Source organism: Yinghuangia seranimata, assembly GCF_029953285.1.
Taxonomy (GTDB): Bacteria; Actinomycetota; Actinomycetes; order Streptomycetales; family Streptomycetaceae; genus Yinghuangia; species Yinghuangia seranimata.
In genome coordinates this window covers 151,319-165,756 of sequence record NZ_JASAOI010000014.1, presented here as the reverse complement: position 1 = coordinate 165,756, position 14,438 = coordinate 151,319, and the positions used below count along the sequence as shown (strand labels likewise).

Below are 14,438 nucleotides of genomic sequence, written 5' to 3'. Positions count from 1 at the left end.
CTATGGCATGTGACATGTCACTGATGTGCGCGGGACGGCGCACGGCATAGCAAACGCATATATAGAGGAACGCGCGGCGGGGCGGAACCCGCCGAGCCATCAGTAATATTTCACATTGCACTGAGAATTTCATCTACCGCCGCACGGGAACCTCGACGGACGTCGCCCGGCCTACGCCGCGGCGGTAGCCCGCCCGCGCTCGCCCAGCAGCTCGACGATCTCGTGCACCGCCACGCGCCCCGCACGGTTGGCGCCGATCGTGCTCGCCGACGGCCCGTACCCGACCAGGTGGATCCTCGGGTCGGCTGCGGCGCGCGTGCCCTCCATGCGGATGCCGCCGCCGGGCTCGCGCAGCCCGAGCGGCGCGAGGTGGTCGAGCGCGGCGCGGAAGCCGGTGGCCCACAGGATCGCGTCGGCGTGGACTTCCCGCTCGGCGCCGGCGGTGTCCCACGCGACGCCGTCCGGGGTGATCCGGTCGAACATCGGCAACCGCTCCAGCACGCCCAGCTCGCGGGCGCGGCGCACTGCGGGGGCGAGGCCGCTCAAACCTGTCACCGACACGACGCTCTGCGGCGGCAGGCCCTGCCGCACCCGGTCCTCGACCTGGGCGACGACCGCGCGGCCGTACTCGGGCGTGAACTCGTCGTCGCGGAACACCGGCGGCCGGCGGGTCACCCACGTCGTGGTGCCGCCCGCGGCGGCGATCTCGCCGAGGAAGTGCGTCGCGGACGTCCCGCCGCCGACCACGACCACGTGCCTGCCCCGGAACTCGTCGGGGCCCTGGTAGTCGGCGGTGTGCAGCTGCCGGCCGCGGAAGTCGGCGGCGCCCGGGTAGTACGGGATGAACGGACGCCGCCACGTGCCGGTCGCGTTGACCAGCGCGGACGCGCGCCACGTGCCGGAGTCGGTGGCGACCACGAGGAGTTCGCCCTCGGAGCGGACGGACGCGACCTTCACCGGACGCTCGACCGCCAGCTCCATCGCGCGCTCGTAGGCGGCGAAGTACGCGGGCACGACGTCACGCGCGGGCCGCAGCGGATCCACCGACGGCAACGCCATGCCGGGCAGCTCGTGGACGCCGTGCACCGACTCCATGAGCAGCGTCGGCCAGCGATGCCGCCACGCGCCGCCGGGCGCCTCGTCGGCGTCGAGCACCACGAAGCGCAGCCCGGCGCGGTGCAGGAAGTACGCCGCCGACAGGCCGGCCTGACCCGCGCCGATCACCACCACGTCGACGGTGCCGCGGTCCCGCTCCGAATCGCTCATGCCTGGCCAACACCGCGCGCACCACCAGGCTTCCCGGGCACGGTTCGCGGGCCCGATCGATTCGGGTGCCTGAACGGGTGTTCGAGTGGGTAAGCCTCGTCGGGGCCGCGGGGTCCATGAGGAAACCGCTCAACTCCCGCTGCCCCCAGCGAAGTTGACAGAAATGACCGAGAAACGGGGAACGTCTTGTCCGCACTGTCGCAACATCGCCGGATTCGCCGCACCGTCGCCTTAGCCACCGCGACCGCCGCACTCGCTGGCCTCGCCACCATCGCCGGCGCCGGCACCGCCCATGCCGACGCCGAACTCTGCGGCACGCGCAATCAGGGCGGCTCCCCGGGCTCGCCCTGGTACGGCTGGGCGCTGACGCCCTGCATCGATCAGTCCAGCATGTACCCCTACCCCTTCTACAGCAGGGTCTACGTCACCGGCGGCAGCACCGACGTACGCGTCTACACCGGCGTCTACGACTCCTGCAACGGCGTCACCTACGGCATCAACGGGGACTCACCGGACAACCTGGTCTTCGCGGGACAGTCCAAGTGGGTGTACAGCAGGTATGTCCCGAGCCCGCATTGCCCGGGGGACGCAGGCGGCGTGCGGGGCATCGCGCGGATCACGGAGTCCGGCCACGGGTCGCCCTGGGTCCGGTCGAACGGCATGGGCGCCCCGTAACGGCTTAATCGGACTCTGGTAGGCGCGCACCCGTCCCGCGGCTCACGGCCCCGTGGGCGGCTGCGCGCCGTGCCTCGCCAGGAACATGTCGACGACCGCCTGCTGCTGGTCCGGTGTGGCATCCGCCAGCTCGAGCGTGTCGTCGCCGATGGTGATCACGACCGGGTGCGGCGCGGTCTGCCTGGCGCGCCAGTCCTGGATCAGCCCGACGAGGCTGGTCAGCACGCCGCCGGGCACCGTGAGGGCGACGATGACGGCGCCGATCGTCACCGGGTCGGCGGCCTTGGCGCCGACCGGGAGCGCGCCCGCGGGGACCGGGCGCACGGACTCCACGTCCAGGTCGAGGATTTCGGCGCGCAGCCGGCGCATGAGGCGCTCGGCACCCTCGTCGTCGAGCCCGTCGTTTGGGACGACGGCCACCTGCACGTCGGTCACGCCGGTGTCCGCCACGGTGTCGCCGCTCATCCGTACCCCCCGCTTTCGCACCACCTGATCCGCCGCGTCCAGTCTGACGGCGCGCGGGCGGCGCCGCGGCGGAATCGCCGACGCGGGCCGCCCGTCGTACCGCCGGACGAGCGCGGTCAGTTCGCGGAGGCGCGGGCGTACCGCTCGGACAGCGCGCGCAGTGCCTCGACGACGTCGGGCGCGTTCTCGACGGTGAAGTCGGCGCCCAGCATGCCGAGCCACACCGCGAGGGTCGCGGGGCTGTCGGCGCCCGTGGAGAACACGCAGGTGTGCTCGTCGACGGCTTCGACCGCGCCCGCGAACCACGGGACGCGCGCGGTGATCTCCTCGGCGGGCGCCTGCACGATCACGCGCACCCGGGTCCGCCAGGGCGCGGCGGCCACGCGGCTGGAGACGTACTCGGCGATGTCCTCGGCGGGCAGGTCGCGCGGGGTGAAGCGCGGCCCGGTGGGGGTGCGCGGCGAGACGCGGTCGACGCGGAAGGTGCGCCAGTCCTCGCGCTGGGTGTCCCACGCGACCAGGTACCAGCGGCGGCCCCAGTTGACCATGCGGTACGGCTCGACGACCCGGAGCGTCTCCGTCCCGCCGTAGTCGCGGTAGTCGAAGCGCAGCCGCTCGTGGTCGCGGCACGCGGCGGCGATCGTCGTGAGCACCTCCGCGTCGACGCGGGGGCCTTCCTGCCCCGGCACGGGGACGGTGTAGGTCTGCAGCGCGTTGACGCGGCGGCGCAGCCGGTTGGGCAGCACCTGCTCGAGCTTGGCCAGCGCGCGCAGCGAGGTCTCCTCGATGCCGGCGATGGTGCCGCCCGCGGCGGTGCGCAGGCCGACCGCGACGGCGACTGCCTCTTCGTCGTCGAGCAGCAGCGGGGGAAGGGACGCGCCGGCGCCGAGGCGGTATCCGCCGGCGGCGCCGCGCGTGGCGTGCACGGGATAGCCGAGCGTGCGCAGCCGTTCGACGTCGTTGCGCACGGTGCGCGCGGTGACGTCGAGGCGCTCGGCCAGTTCCGTGCCGGTCCAGTCGCGGTGGGTCTGCAGCAGGGAGAGCAGACGCAGCAGTCGTGCCGATGTCTCCAACATGTTTTCCACTCTCCCTTTCCTTTAGGAACGAAGCTTGCCTAATGGCCTCCTAGAGTTCAAGCAGTGGAGACGAGGGGAGGCGACAAGCCCCCGAGTTCCCGGGCGAGTCCCCCCTTGAACCGACCGCTGAACCGACCGCTGAGGAGCGATCCCTGTGAGTGCAGTCCTGGAGTCCGCGGCCACGCCGGCCACGAGCACGACGGCACCGTCCCCGACGACGAGCGGCACCGCGCCCGCCCCGGGTGCCGGCCGCAAGTGGCTGGGCCTGTTCGCGATCCTCGCGGCGACCCTGATGAACCTGCTGGACGCGACCGTGGTCAACGTCGCGGCGCCGGCGATCCGTACGGACCTCGGCGCGTCGTACACCGGCCTGCAGTGGGTCGCGGCGGCGTACACGCTGACGCTCGCGGTCGGCCTGCTGACCGGCGGCCGGCTGGGCGACATGTTCGGCCGCAAGCGGTTGATGCAGTTCGGCGCGGTCGGGTTCGTGCTCTCCTCGCTGGCGTGCGCGCTGGCGTGGTCACCGGAGTCGCTGATCGCCGCGCGGGTGGTGCAGGGGCTGTTCGGCGCGGTGATGATCCCGCAGACGTTCGGTCTGATCCGTGACCTGTTCTCGCCGCAGGAGATGGGCAAGGCGTTCGCGGCGTTCGGCCCGTGCATCGGCATCGCGACGATCCTCGGCCCGATCGTGGCCGGCACCCTGGTGGACGCCGACCTGTTCGGCACCGGATGGCGCATGATCTTCCTGATCAACCTGCCGCTCGGCCTGTTCGCGCTCATCGCCGGCCACAAGGCGCTTCCCGCGGTTCCGCCGATCGCGGCGGGTGAGGGCATCCGTTCGCTCGACGCGCTGGGCATGCTCCTCGGCGGCACCGGGATGTTCCTGCTGGTCTACCCGCTGGTGCAGGGCCGTGAGCAGGGCTGGCCGATGTGGATGTTCGCGATGCTGGCCGGCGCGGTCGTGGTCCTCGGCGGGTTCGTCGCCCAGCAGCTGCGGCGCAGTGCGGACGGCAAGGCTCCGCTGGTGCAGCTGAGCGTCTTCAAGAAGCGCTCGTACGCGTCGGGCGTGCTGTTCGTCATCGCCTTCTTCGGCGCGATCACCGGATTCTCCCTCGCGACGGGCCTGTTCCTGCAGCTCGGCAACGGCTTCAGCGCGATGCGGGCGAGCCTCACGATGGGCCCCTGGGCGCTCGGCGCGTTCGTCGGCTCGGGTCTGAGCGGCGCGCTGATGGGCAAGCTCGGCCGGAAGATCCTGCACATCGGTCTGTCGATCATGGCGGTGGGCATCCTGGCGCTGTACGCGGTGTTCACCAACGTCTCGCCGCACGTGGGCAGTTGGCCGCTGGTCGCGCCGTTCCTGGTCTACGGCCTGGGCATGGGCCTGATCTTCGTGCCGCTGTTCGACATCGTCATGGGCGAGGTCGAGGACCACGAGGTCGGTTCGGCGTCCGGCGCGCTGGAGTCGATGCAGCAGCTCGCGGCGGCGCTCGGTGTCGCGGTGTTCGGCACGGTGTTCTTCGGGCACGGCGGCGCGAAGATGTTCTCGCAGGACTCGCTGGACGCGGTGGCGTTGACCGCGCTGGTGTCGCTGGTGCTGACGGCGGCGGCGTTCGCCCTCGGGTTCCTGCTCCCCAAGCACGCCCGGCAGGGCGGCGGGCACTGAGCCGCCGGTAGGCCGCGGAGGGGCTGCGCTCGGAAGCCCGTTCGCGGAAGGGAGTTCGAAGAAGGATCAGCGGGAAGGGCCGTCGACCCAAGGTCGGCGGCCCTTCCGCGTTCGCCGCTCCCCCGCCTGTTCACGCGCCGGTTGGCGGGGGCGATACTGCTGCGCATGCACCACGCGATACGCCGGACGACCGGACCGGCCCTGGCGCTGGCCCTGCTGCTGGCCGGCGCCGTCGCGTGTTCGCCCGGGCACGACAGCCCCGCGCGTTCCGGACACGACGCCGGGCCCGCGGCGGTCGCGGCGGGCGGCCCGGCCGCCGGCTCCGCCGCGGAGGACGCGGTGGTCCCGGCCGCCTCGCCCGCGCGGTTCTGCGACGTGCCGCTGCCCGCCGCCTGGCAGGCCGCCGCCGAGCGCGGCCGAATACCCGGGGTGCCGGGCGAGGACGTGGTCCCGGTCGAGGTCACCGCGGACGGCACCAGGGTGTTCGCGGACGTCGCCGCCGCGGGCCGCCGCGACCTGGTGTGGTTCCGCGACACGGGCCGCTCGCGCCAGACGGTGTACGCGCTCCCTTCCGGCGCGCAGGTCTTCGGCGCCGGATTCGACGGCCGCTGGCTGGTGTTCGGCGTCAACCCCGACCGCACCGACCCGACGCGCTGGGAACTCCTGGCCTGGGACAGCGAGTCGGCGGCCGCCCCCTTCCCCGTCGCGCACGACAACGGCGCCGAGGGACCGTTCCTGTTCCCGCGCGTCCGCGCCGGCAAAGCCGCGTGGGTGGCTGCCCGGCCCGGCGGGGGCGACGAGGTCCACCTGTACGACCTGGCCGCACGCCGGGACGGCGTCGTCTACGCCGGAGACGTCTCCCCCGCCTTCTTCGCGGGCGAAGTCCTCGCCTGGCGCGAGGCGTTCGGCCCAGGTGCGGCGCGGACGATCCAGGCCGTCGACCCCGCGGGCGCGCACGTCGTCCTGCCCCCGCAGGTGGGCGCCGCGAAGGGCGTTCACGACGCGTCGAGCGACGGCGTGACCTGGGCCTGGGTCGCCGCCGACCGCCGCACCCTGTTCGCCTGGCGCGAGGGCATGACCGAACCGGCCGCGGTCGTCACCGCCGCGCCGGGCAACGTCGTCGACGGCGTCCAGGTCGCGGGCGACCTCGTCACCTGGACCGACCACGAGGCCACCTGGGCAGCCGACCTGCGCACCGGATCCTTCACCAGGCTGACCGCGCGCTACGGCTCGGCCGACACGAACGGCCCTTCCGTGGTGGTGAGTTACCGCGCCGACGAGCCCGTGACCGGCACATCACGCGCGACGGGCTACACGATCGACGCGACGGCCCTGCCCCCGCTGCCGCCGTGCCCGCCGGGCCGACCTGACGCCGTCCCGGCCGCGGGCCCGGACCAGGCCGACGCGACGCGCTGACCGCACCTCGCATCGGCGCGAGACCCGGAAAACCCGTTGGAGCCAACGGTTTTCGCGTCGGCACAATCAGGCGCATGGGAACCGACATCAGGGGCGTCATCGAACGCGCCAAACGCGACTTCCGGACCGGCGCACCGGTCGCCTGGCGCCGCTCGATCGCGCTCGGCGAGCTGTACAGAACCCGCGACTACGACGCGTTCGGCTGTCTGTTCGGGGTACGCAACTTCGCCAACTTCCGCCCGATCGCGGCCGAACGCGGGCTGCCCGCCGACGTCTCCGACGCGGTGCGCGCGGAGTACGACGGGATGCGCGCCCACGACGAGGCGAACGCGTTCTCCGCGACTTGGGTCGGCTGGGACGAACTGGCCACCGTGGACTGGGACGAGCCCGCCGAGGCGCCGGACGACCGCGTCCACGAGTTCGTCCGTACCGAGTCGGGCGAGCTGCGCAACGTCGGCAAGGCCGGGTGGAGCCCCGCGGTCGCCACGAGCCTGGGCCTCTCCGGCGACCCGGCCGAACCGTACGGCCCGTGGACCGAAGAACGCGAATGGTCCCACGGCGACCGGGTGTTCCGCACCGTCGTCCTCCGCCGCCGCGACGCGATCCCCCCGCTGTCGGCCTGGCAGCCGGTATGGGATGTCATGCGCGCCCTCGGCCAGGTCCACGGCGACGACGGGGTGCGCCTGGTGGTGTGGTTCGACCGCTGACCGGGCTCGTACGTGCGCCCGCCGTGCACGTGTGCGGCGGGCCCCGATACCGCCGCAACGGCTGTCGGGAGCGGGCACTACGGTCGGGCCCATGCCAAGCGAATACCTGGAGTGGGACGCCGCGGTGGAGCTCTTCGAGCGGCGGGGACTACCGAGGAGCACGTACGAGAACCTGTACGACGAGGAGTACATCCTCGTCTCCGGGCCCGCGTCGGTGGCCGGTGAGCTCCCGCTCGACGAGCACGAGCGTACGCCGTGGCTGGACGGCACCCCCGAGGCCGCGACCGGGTACATCGTCGACGGCGACCTGACCGTCGACGGCGGCGTCGTCTCGATCGACGACGGCTCGGGCGCACTCGTCGTGCTGGGGAACCTGCGGGCGAAGGACGTCTACCTCGAAGGCGACGCGAAGCTGATCGTGCTCGGCGACGTCGCGGTGGACGCCTTCGTCGGCGACATGACCGACAAGCTGGTGATGCTGCACGGCGACGTGCGCGCCACCGTGTCGATCTTCTGGAACGAGTTCTGCCCGGACCTGATCACCGGCACCCTGCACGGCAGGACCCTCGCCCCCGCCTACCTCGAGCTCGCCACGGTCGACACCATCGGCGGCCTCGCCGACGCGACCCCCGAAGCCCCGCTCGGCGACCTGCTGGTCCCCGAACTCCTCGTCACCGGCACGCCCGAGGACGGCGACTTCGCCGAGATCGGCGTCCGCGGCGGTGTCCTCCGCGACCGCGTCATCGCCGGTCTGCCGCTCACCAGGACCGCCTGAGTTCAGCGGACCGCGGAACCGGACTCCCCCGGAAACGCCGGACCGCGCGGACGGCGGGCTCGCAGCTGAGGTCGAGCCGCCGTCCGCGCGGCGTGCGGGGGTTGTGGGGCGTCAGGCCGGGCGGGTCGCTCCGGCGATCGGCATCGAGTCGACGGAGGCGATCTTCACCACGGTGCGCGAGTTCGGCGCGTGGATGATCTGGCCGTTGCCGATGTAGATGCCCACGTGGCTGATGCCCGAGTAGTAGAACACCAGGTCGCCCGGCTGCAGGTTCGAGATCGAGACCTTGTGGCCCGCCGCGTACTGGTCGTTGGTGACGCGCGGCAGGGAGACGCCGGCGGCCTTCCACGCGGCCTGGACCAGGCCGGAGCAGTCGTACGCGTTCGGGCCCTCGGCGCCGTAGACGTACGGCTTGCCGAGCTGGGCGCGCGCGAAGGCGACCGCGGCGGCGGCCTTGCCGGAGACCGAGACGGCCGGGGCGTCGACGGACGACGCGGCCGGCTTGCTGACGGGCTTCGGCGTCGACGGCTTGGCCGTGACGGTCAGCGTCTCACGGGTCTCGCTGCGCGAGGAACGGTCGTCCCAGGTACGGGACTTGGTCTCGGCCGGCGGGGCGGGCTGCGACTTCGGCGCGGGGGCCGGAGCGGCGGCGGGGGCCTGGGCGACGCCCGCGAGCTTGAGGACCTGGCCGATGTCGATCCAGTCCGGACCGCTGGTCAGCTGGTCGCGGTTGGCCGCGTACAGCGCGGGCCAGCCGCCGTCGACGTCCTTGGCGAGCGCGATCGCGGACAGCGTGTCGCCCTTCACCACGGTGTAGGTGCCGGTCGCGGCCGGGGCGGCGGGCGCGACGGGGGCCGGCGCGACGGGGGTGTCGTCGACGACGGGGGCGTTCATCGGGGCGATCTGCGGGACGCTCTGGGGGGCGGCACCCGCGGTGCCGGCGCCGACGACCGGGATGGCCGCGCCAAGGCCGGCGATGCCGGCGGCCGCGACGAGGCGGCGGACGTTGGTGGCGGACAGCATGAAGTTGGGTCCTCTCCTGCCGCCTGCGAGGTGAGCTGTCGGATTCGGGCGGGAGCTGCCCGGCCGCGCACAGCGCGGCTTCACCCCAAGCCGTTCCGCGTGTCGCGGATACGGCGTACCACCTGGTTCCCCCGCTCCCGTCCGGTTGGCAGTACGTGCCCACGACCGGGGACGGGATTCGGCGTACCGGTCGGGGGATTCCGCCTGGACGGCGAAACCGGGGGGACGCTAGCCAGAAGCCGCACACCCCGACAACTCGCAGCACACGGCCGGGAGCCGCGTAAAGACCGCGTGAAGAGGCGTGGGTCACATTCGGAGTGATTCCGACGCGCCGGGATGACATGCGGATATGTCGCAGAGTGCATGTATCGGACCAGTCACAGAAAATCACCGGTGTTGCCTGGCCCACGCTCCGGCACCAAATCATCACACGTCATGGATTGTCCGTATTTGGCCATTCGGCCACGCCGGGCATCTCCTCGCGGTGTGTATACATGGTGTGTATAGATGCTGTGTATAGTCGCCGCCATGATTGGTCACACCCTCCTCGGCCTCCTCGAGGCCGGACCGAGCCACGGCTACGACCTCAAACGGGCCTTCGACGACCGGTTCGGCCGCAGCCGCCCGCTCGCGTACGGCCAGGTGTACGCCACCCTCTCCCGCCTGCTGAAGAACGGCCTCGTCCAGGTCGACGGCGTCGAACACGGCGAGGGCCCCGAGCGCAAGCGGTACGCCATCACCGCCGAGGGCCTCACCGACGTCGAGCAGTGGCTCGGCCGCCCCGAGAAGCCCGAGCCCTACCTGCAGAGCACCCTCTACACGAAGGTGGTCATCGCGCTGCTCACCGGCCGCGGCGCAGCCGACCTGCTCGACACGCAGCGCGCCGAGCACCTGCGCCTCATGCGCGAGCTGACCGACCGCAAGACCCACGGCGACCTCGCCGACCAGCTCATCTGCGACCACGCGCTCTTCCACCTCGAGGCCGACCTGCGCTGGCTCGAGCTCACCGAGGCCCGTCTCGACCGGCTCGCGGCGGAGGTGGCCGGGTGACGGCGCCGCTGCTCACCGCGTCGGGGCTCCGCAAGGCGTACGGCCCCACCACCGCACTCGACGGCGCCGACTTCCGGATATCCGCGGGCGAGGTGGTCGCCGTCATGGGCCCGTCCGGGTCCGGCAAGTCGACGCTGCTGCACTGCCTGGCCGGCATCGTGCCGCCGGACGCCGGCGAACTGCGCTACCGGGAACGGGACGTCGCCGGCATGTCCGACAGCGAACGCAGCGCCCTGCGCCGCGCCGAGTTCGGGTTCGTCTTCCAGTTCGGCCAGCTGGTACCGGAGTTGAGCTGCCTGGAGAACGTCGCACTGCCGCTGCGCCTGAACGGGCTCCGGCGCCGCGCCGCGAACGAGGTCGCCCGCATGTGGCTGGACCGCCTCGAGGTCGGCGAAATCGCCGACAAGCAGCCGGGCACGGTGTCCGGCGGGCAGGGCCAACGCGTCGCGGTGGCAAGGGCGTTGGCCCCCGAGCCGCGCGTGCTGTTCGCCGACGAGCCCACCGGCGCGCTCGACTCGCTCAACAGCGAACGCGTCATGCAGCTGCTCGTCCACGCCGCCCGCGAGACGGGCAGCGCCGTCGTGCTGGTCACCCACGACGCACGCGTCGCCGCCTACTCGGACCGCGAGGTCGTGGTACGCGACGGGCGCACCCGCGACCGGCTGGGCTGGGCCGCGTGACGGCCGACGAGAGCGGCCGCGGGCCCGGCGAAGGCGGTCGCGGACCCAGTAAGGCAGGACGCGAACCCCGGGGCGGTCGCGAACCCAGCCAGGGCCGTTACGAGCCCGGCCAGGGCGGTCGCGGGCCCGGTGAGGCAGGTCGCGAGCCCAGCCAGGGCGGTCGCGGGCCCGGTGAGCGCGGTCACGGGCCCGGTGAGGCAGGTCGCGCAGCCCGCCAGGGCGAGTGCGCGGCGCGGCAGAACTCCCCCACCGCCGAACGCCCGGCGGCCACGGGAGCCGGTTCCCCCGGCACCCCCGGCCCCTCTGGCACCTCCGCCCCCGCACCTCGCCCACTCGCCGAACACCCCCGCACCACCGGCGTGTTCGCCCTCTGGCTCCGCGACCTCGCATTAGGCGCGCGCTTCGCGGGCGGCAGCGGAACCGTGCTGCTCCGCTCCGCGCTCACCGCCGTCGGTATCGGCCTCGGCGCCGCGCTGCTGCTGCTCGCCGCCTCCGTCCCGCACGCGCTGCAGGCCGTCACCGACCGCGGCGACGCCCGCGACGAGGTCTACGCCGAAACCGCCGGTCCGCCGGGCACGGCGTGGCTCATGAATCCCGACACGCAGTTCCACGGCAAGACGATCCGCGGCCGCGTGCTCCAGGCCGACAGCCCCACACCCCCGCTGCCGCCCGGCGTCAAAGCGTTCCCCGCCCCCGGCGAGATGGCCGTATCGCCCGCGCTCGCCCGACTGTTGCGCTCGTCCGAAGGCGCCCTGCTGCGCGAGCGCCTCCCGTACGCGATCACGCAGACCATCGGCGACTCAGGGCTCGGCGGACCGCACGAACTCGCCTACTACGCCGGGTCCGACAAGGTCGCGGGTCACGGCGTGAGGATCACCGGCTTCGGCCGGGCGCTCGACTCCGAGCCGCTCGGCGGGCAGCTCGTCCTGCTCGTCGCCACCGCGCTCGCCGTGCTGCTCACCCCCGTCGCCGTGCTCGTCGCGGTCGCGACGCGGTTCGGGGCGGCCGCGCGCGACCGGCGAATGGCCGCCCTGCGACTGCTCGGCACCGACCTGCCGGCCACCCGCCGCATCGCCGCCGCCGAGGCACTGGTCACCGCGGTGGCCGGACTCGTCGTCGGCGCCGGGGTGTTCCTGTTCGCCCGCGGGCAGGCCCGCCGCGTCGAGGTCTGGGACACCAGCGTGTTCCCGGCCGACCTCGCGCCCGATCCGCTGCTGGTCGTGCTCGTCGCGGTCGGCCTGCCCGCGACCGCCGCCGCGGGCGCGCTCCTCGCGCTGCGCGGTGTCGCGGTCGAACCCCTCGGCGTCCTCCGCAACGCGACCCCCGCAGCCCGCGGTTCGTGGTGGCGGCTGCTGCCCGGCGCCGTCGGCCTGGTGCTTCTCCTGCCGCTGCTGAGCGGCGACCGACCCGCCGACGACGTCAACGGCTTCCAGGTGGCCGGCGGCGTCGTGCTGCTGCTCGTCGGCCTGACGGCGGTCCTGCCGTGGCTCGTCCGGGCGGCCACCGCCCGCGTCCGGCGCGGGCCCGTGCCATGGCTGCTCGGCGTCCGCCGGATGCGCGCCGACGCCGGCACGTCGACGCGGGCGGTCAACGCGATCGCCGTCGCGGTGGCGGGCGCGATCGCCGTGCAGATGCTGCTCACCAGCCTGGAAGGCGACTTCAGCCAGGCGACCGGCGAGGACCCCGGGCGCGCGGACGTACAGGTGACCCTCTTCGAAGCCCCGGGAGCGGCAGGGCAGTTCCGGGACCTCCCGGGCGTGCTCACCGCGGTCGGCCTCCGACGGACCAGCGGTGCCGTACCCGACGCACCGCGGAGCGGCCCCGGGGTGACGGTCACCATCGGCGACTGCGCGTCGCTCGCGTTCGTGGCCGTCCTCGACCGGTGCGCGCCCGGAGACTCGTTCACGGTGGCCGACCCCGCGCCGGCGCCGTCGGGGTCCGGAGGCCCGTACTTCCCGACCGCCGACGACTACCGGCCGGGCGCGACGCTGCAGTTCCAGGCGCCCGGCGGCGGGGCGTCTCTGACCTGGGCCGTTCCCGCGGCGGCCCGGCCCGCGCGGTCGCTGCCCGACCCGTACGGCGTCTCCGCCTCCGGCATCCTGGCCACGCCCGAGGCGTTCACACCCGCCGCGACACCGCCGCTCACCTCCGTGTACGTGCAGCTCGCGCCGGACGCCGACCGCGACGCCGTGGAGCGGGTCCGCAACGCGGCCGCCCGCCTCGACCCCGCCGCGGGCGTGCACACGTTCGTCGCGACGCGGCGGAACGGCACGTTCGCGAACATCGAGCGCGGCCTGTTCGCCGGCGCGACCGTCACCCTGTTCCTGATCGCCGTGGGCATGTCGGTGACCATGCTCGAACAGTTGCGCGAACGCCGACGCCCGCTCGCCGCGCTGGCCGCGCTCGGCACACCGCGCCGCACGCTGGCCGCGTCCGTGCTCGCGCAGACCGCCGTGCCCATCGCGGTCGGGACTTGCGTCGCGGCGGTCGGCGGGATCGGCATCGGCGCGCTGCTGCTCGGCGTCGCCCACCGGCCCGTCGCCGTGGACTGGGCGTACGTCGGCACGGTCGGCGCCCTCGGCGTCGCGGCCGTGCTGGCCGTGACCCTGGCCGGCCTGCCGCCGCTGTGGCGCCTGGTACGGCCGGAGAACCTGCGGACCGAATAGCGGGCGACGCGGTCCCAGCCCACGCCCGTGTGTGTCGGCGTGGGCAGCACCCCGCCCCCGCGGGCTTCGTCTCCATGGCATGGACACCACAACCGGGACAGCGGCGGCCCAGGCCGAGCTCTGGCTCGCCGAGCGGTTCGAAGGCCTGCGCCCCCACCTGCGCACGGTCGCCTACAGCATGCTCGGCTCGCGTGCCGAGGCGGAGGACGCCGTCCAGGAGGCCTGGCTGCGTGTCTCCCGCACCGGTCCCGACGGCATCGAGGACCTGCGGGCCTGGCTGACCACGGTCGTCGGCCGCATCAGCCTCGACATGCTGCGGTCGCGGCGCAGCAGGCGCGAGGACTATCCGGGCACGTGGCTGCCGGAGCCGATCGTGCAGGGCGCCGAGCCCGACGACGACCCCGAGCGGCTCGCGATCCAGGTCGACGCCGTCGGACTCGCCCTGATGGTGGTGCTGGAGACGCTCGGCCCGGCCGAGCGGCTCGCGTTCGTCCTGCACGACGTGTTCGGACTGCCGTTCGACGAGATCGCGCTCGTCGTCGACCGCACGCCGGCCGCGACCCGGCAGCTGGCCAGCCGGGCGCGCCGCCGGGTCCGGACCGCGCCGCAGCCGGACCGCGACGTCGTACGGCAGCGCGCCGTCGTCGACGCGTTCCTGGCCGCCGCGCGCGAAGGCAACTTCGACGCACTGCTGGCGACGCTGCACCCGGACGTCACGTTCACCCTCGACCTCGGCCGGCTGAGCCCGGCGGGCTTCCCCGCGCTGCACGGCGCCGAGGACGTGGCGCGGCACATGCTGACGACCGCGCCCACGTTCCTGCCGCTGGCGCGGCGCGCCACGATCAACGGCGGCCCCGGGGTCGCGGCCGACTCGGCCGGCGGCGTCGCCGGATTCACCGTCGTCGACGACCTGATCGTGCGCATCGACGTCATCGCCGACCCCGAGAAGCTCCACGGCTCCCTCCACTGACCCGGT

13 protein-coding genes and 1 riboswitch are annotated in these 14,438 nt (G+C 73.5%); of the genes, 9 read left to right on the top strand and 4 right to left on the bottom strand.

The genetic code is table 11. The features are described 5' to 3' along the window. Nucleotides 1-171 precede the first annotated feature (171 nt). On the bottom strand, nt 172-1,266 hold the full coding sequence (locus tag QI554_RS10435; RefSeq protein ID WP_281468397.1) for an FAD-dependent oxidoreductase: 1,095 nt from the start codon (nt 1,264-1,266) through the stop codon (nt 172-174). A 186-nt stretch (nt 1,267-1,452) separates the two neighbouring features. Between QI554_RS10435 and QI554_RS10430 the strand changes: the two genes are divergently transcribed. Then, entirely contained in the window at nt 1,453-1,941 is a 489-nt protein-coding gene (locus tag QI554_RS10430; RefSeq protein ID WP_281468395.1) for a hypothetical protein, read from the top strand. Nucleotides 1,942-1,983: 42 nt separating this feature from the next. Here QI554_RS10430 and QI554_RS10425 read toward each other — a convergent pair whose 3' ends face one another. Together QI554_RS10425 and QI554_RS10420 are read right to left on the bottom strand one after the other, a co-directional pair. Continuing rightward, entirely contained in the window at nt 1,984-2,406 is a 423-nt protein-coding gene (locus QI554_RS10425) for an effector-associated constant component EACC1 (protein WP_281468393.1), read from the bottom strand. Nucleotides 2,407-2,522: 116 nt separating this feature from the next. After that, nucleotides 2,523-3,482, bottom strand: coding sequence for a helix-turn-helix transcriptional regulator (locus QI554_RS10420; RefSeq protein WP_281468391.1), 960 nt, complete (start codon nt 3,480-3,482; stop codon nt 2,523-2,525). Nucleotides 3,483-3,636: 154 nt separating this feature from the next. Between QI554_RS10420 and QI554_RS10415 the strand changes: the two genes are divergently transcribed. From QI554_RS10415 to QI554_RS10400, 4 genes are all read left to right on the top strand, one after another. Continuing rightward, nucleotides 3,637-5,145 carry an MFS transporter gene (locus tag QI554_RS10415; protein WP_281468389.1) on the top strand — a complete coding sequence of 503 codons (1,509 nt, stop codon included), beginning with the start codon at nt 3,637-3,639 and terminating at the stop codon, nt 5,143-5,145. A 165-nt stretch (nt 5,146-5,310) separates the two neighbouring features. Further along, complete coding sequence (locus QI554_RS10410) at nt 5,311-6,561, top strand: hypothetical protein (protein ID WP_281468387.1); 1,251 nt, start codon at nt 5,311-5,313, stop codon at nt 6,559-6,561. A 74-nt stretch (nt 6,562-6,635) separates the two neighbouring features. Next, nucleotides 6,636-7,268, top strand: a complete 633-nt coding sequence (locus QI554_RS10405) for a hypothetical protein (protein WP_281468384.1) — start codon at nt 6,636-6,638, stop codon at nt 7,266-7,268. A 91-nt stretch (nt 7,269-7,359) separates the two neighbouring features. After that, nucleotides 7,360-8,043 carry a hypothetical protein gene (locus QI554_RS10400; protein WP_281468382.1) on the top strand — a complete coding sequence of 228 codons (684 nt, stop codon included), beginning with the start codon at nt 7,360-7,362 and terminating at the stop codon, nt 8,041-8,043. A 111-nt stretch (nt 8,044-8,154) separates the two neighbouring features. Here the strand turns inward: QI554_RS10400 and QI554_RS10395 are convergent, their stop codons facing one another. Next, nucleotides 8,155-9,066, bottom strand: coding sequence for an NlpC/P60 family protein (locus QI554_RS10395; RefSeq protein ID WP_281468380.1), 912 nt, complete (start codon nt 9,064-9,066; stop codon nt 8,155-8,157). A gap of 6 nt (nt 9,067-9,072) precedes the next feature. Beyond that, nucleotides 9,073-9,260, bottom strand: a riboswitch (cyclic di-AMP (ydaO/yuaA leader). A 334-nt stretch (nt 9,261-9,594) separates the two neighbouring features. Here QI554_RS10395 and QI554_RS10390 point away from each other — a divergent pair. From QI554_RS10390 to sigJ, 4 genes are all read left to right on the top strand, one after another. Further along, on the top strand, nt 9,595-10,116 hold the full coding sequence (locus QI554_RS10390) for a PadR family transcriptional regulator (RefSeq protein WP_281468378.1): 522 nt from the start codon (nt 9,595-9,597) through the stop codon (nt 10,114-10,116). Then, on the top strand, nt 10,113-10,796 hold the full coding sequence (locus QI554_RS10385) for an ABC transporter ATP-binding protein (RefSeq protein WP_281468376.1): 684 nt from the start codon (nt 10,113-10,115) through the stop codon (nt 10,794-10,796). Before QI554_RS10390 ends, QI554_RS10385 begins: the two co-directional genes overlap by 4 nt. Nucleotides 10,797-11,155: 359 nt before the next feature. Beyond that, nucleotides 11,156-13,462: an ABC transporter permease gene (locus tag QI554_RS10380; protein WP_281468374.1), complete on the top strand. Its 2,307-nt coding sequence runs from the start codon at nt 11,156-11,158 to the stop codon at nt 13,460-13,462. A gap of 79 nt (nt 13,463-13,541) precedes the next feature. Beyond that, nucleotides 13,542-14,432, top strand: a complete 891-nt coding sequence (gene sigJ, locus QI554_RS10375) for an RNA polymerase sigma factor SigJ (protein WP_281468372.1) — start codon at nt 13,542-13,544, stop codon at nt 14,430-14,432. Nucleotides 14,433-14,438: the final 6 nt, after the last annotated feature.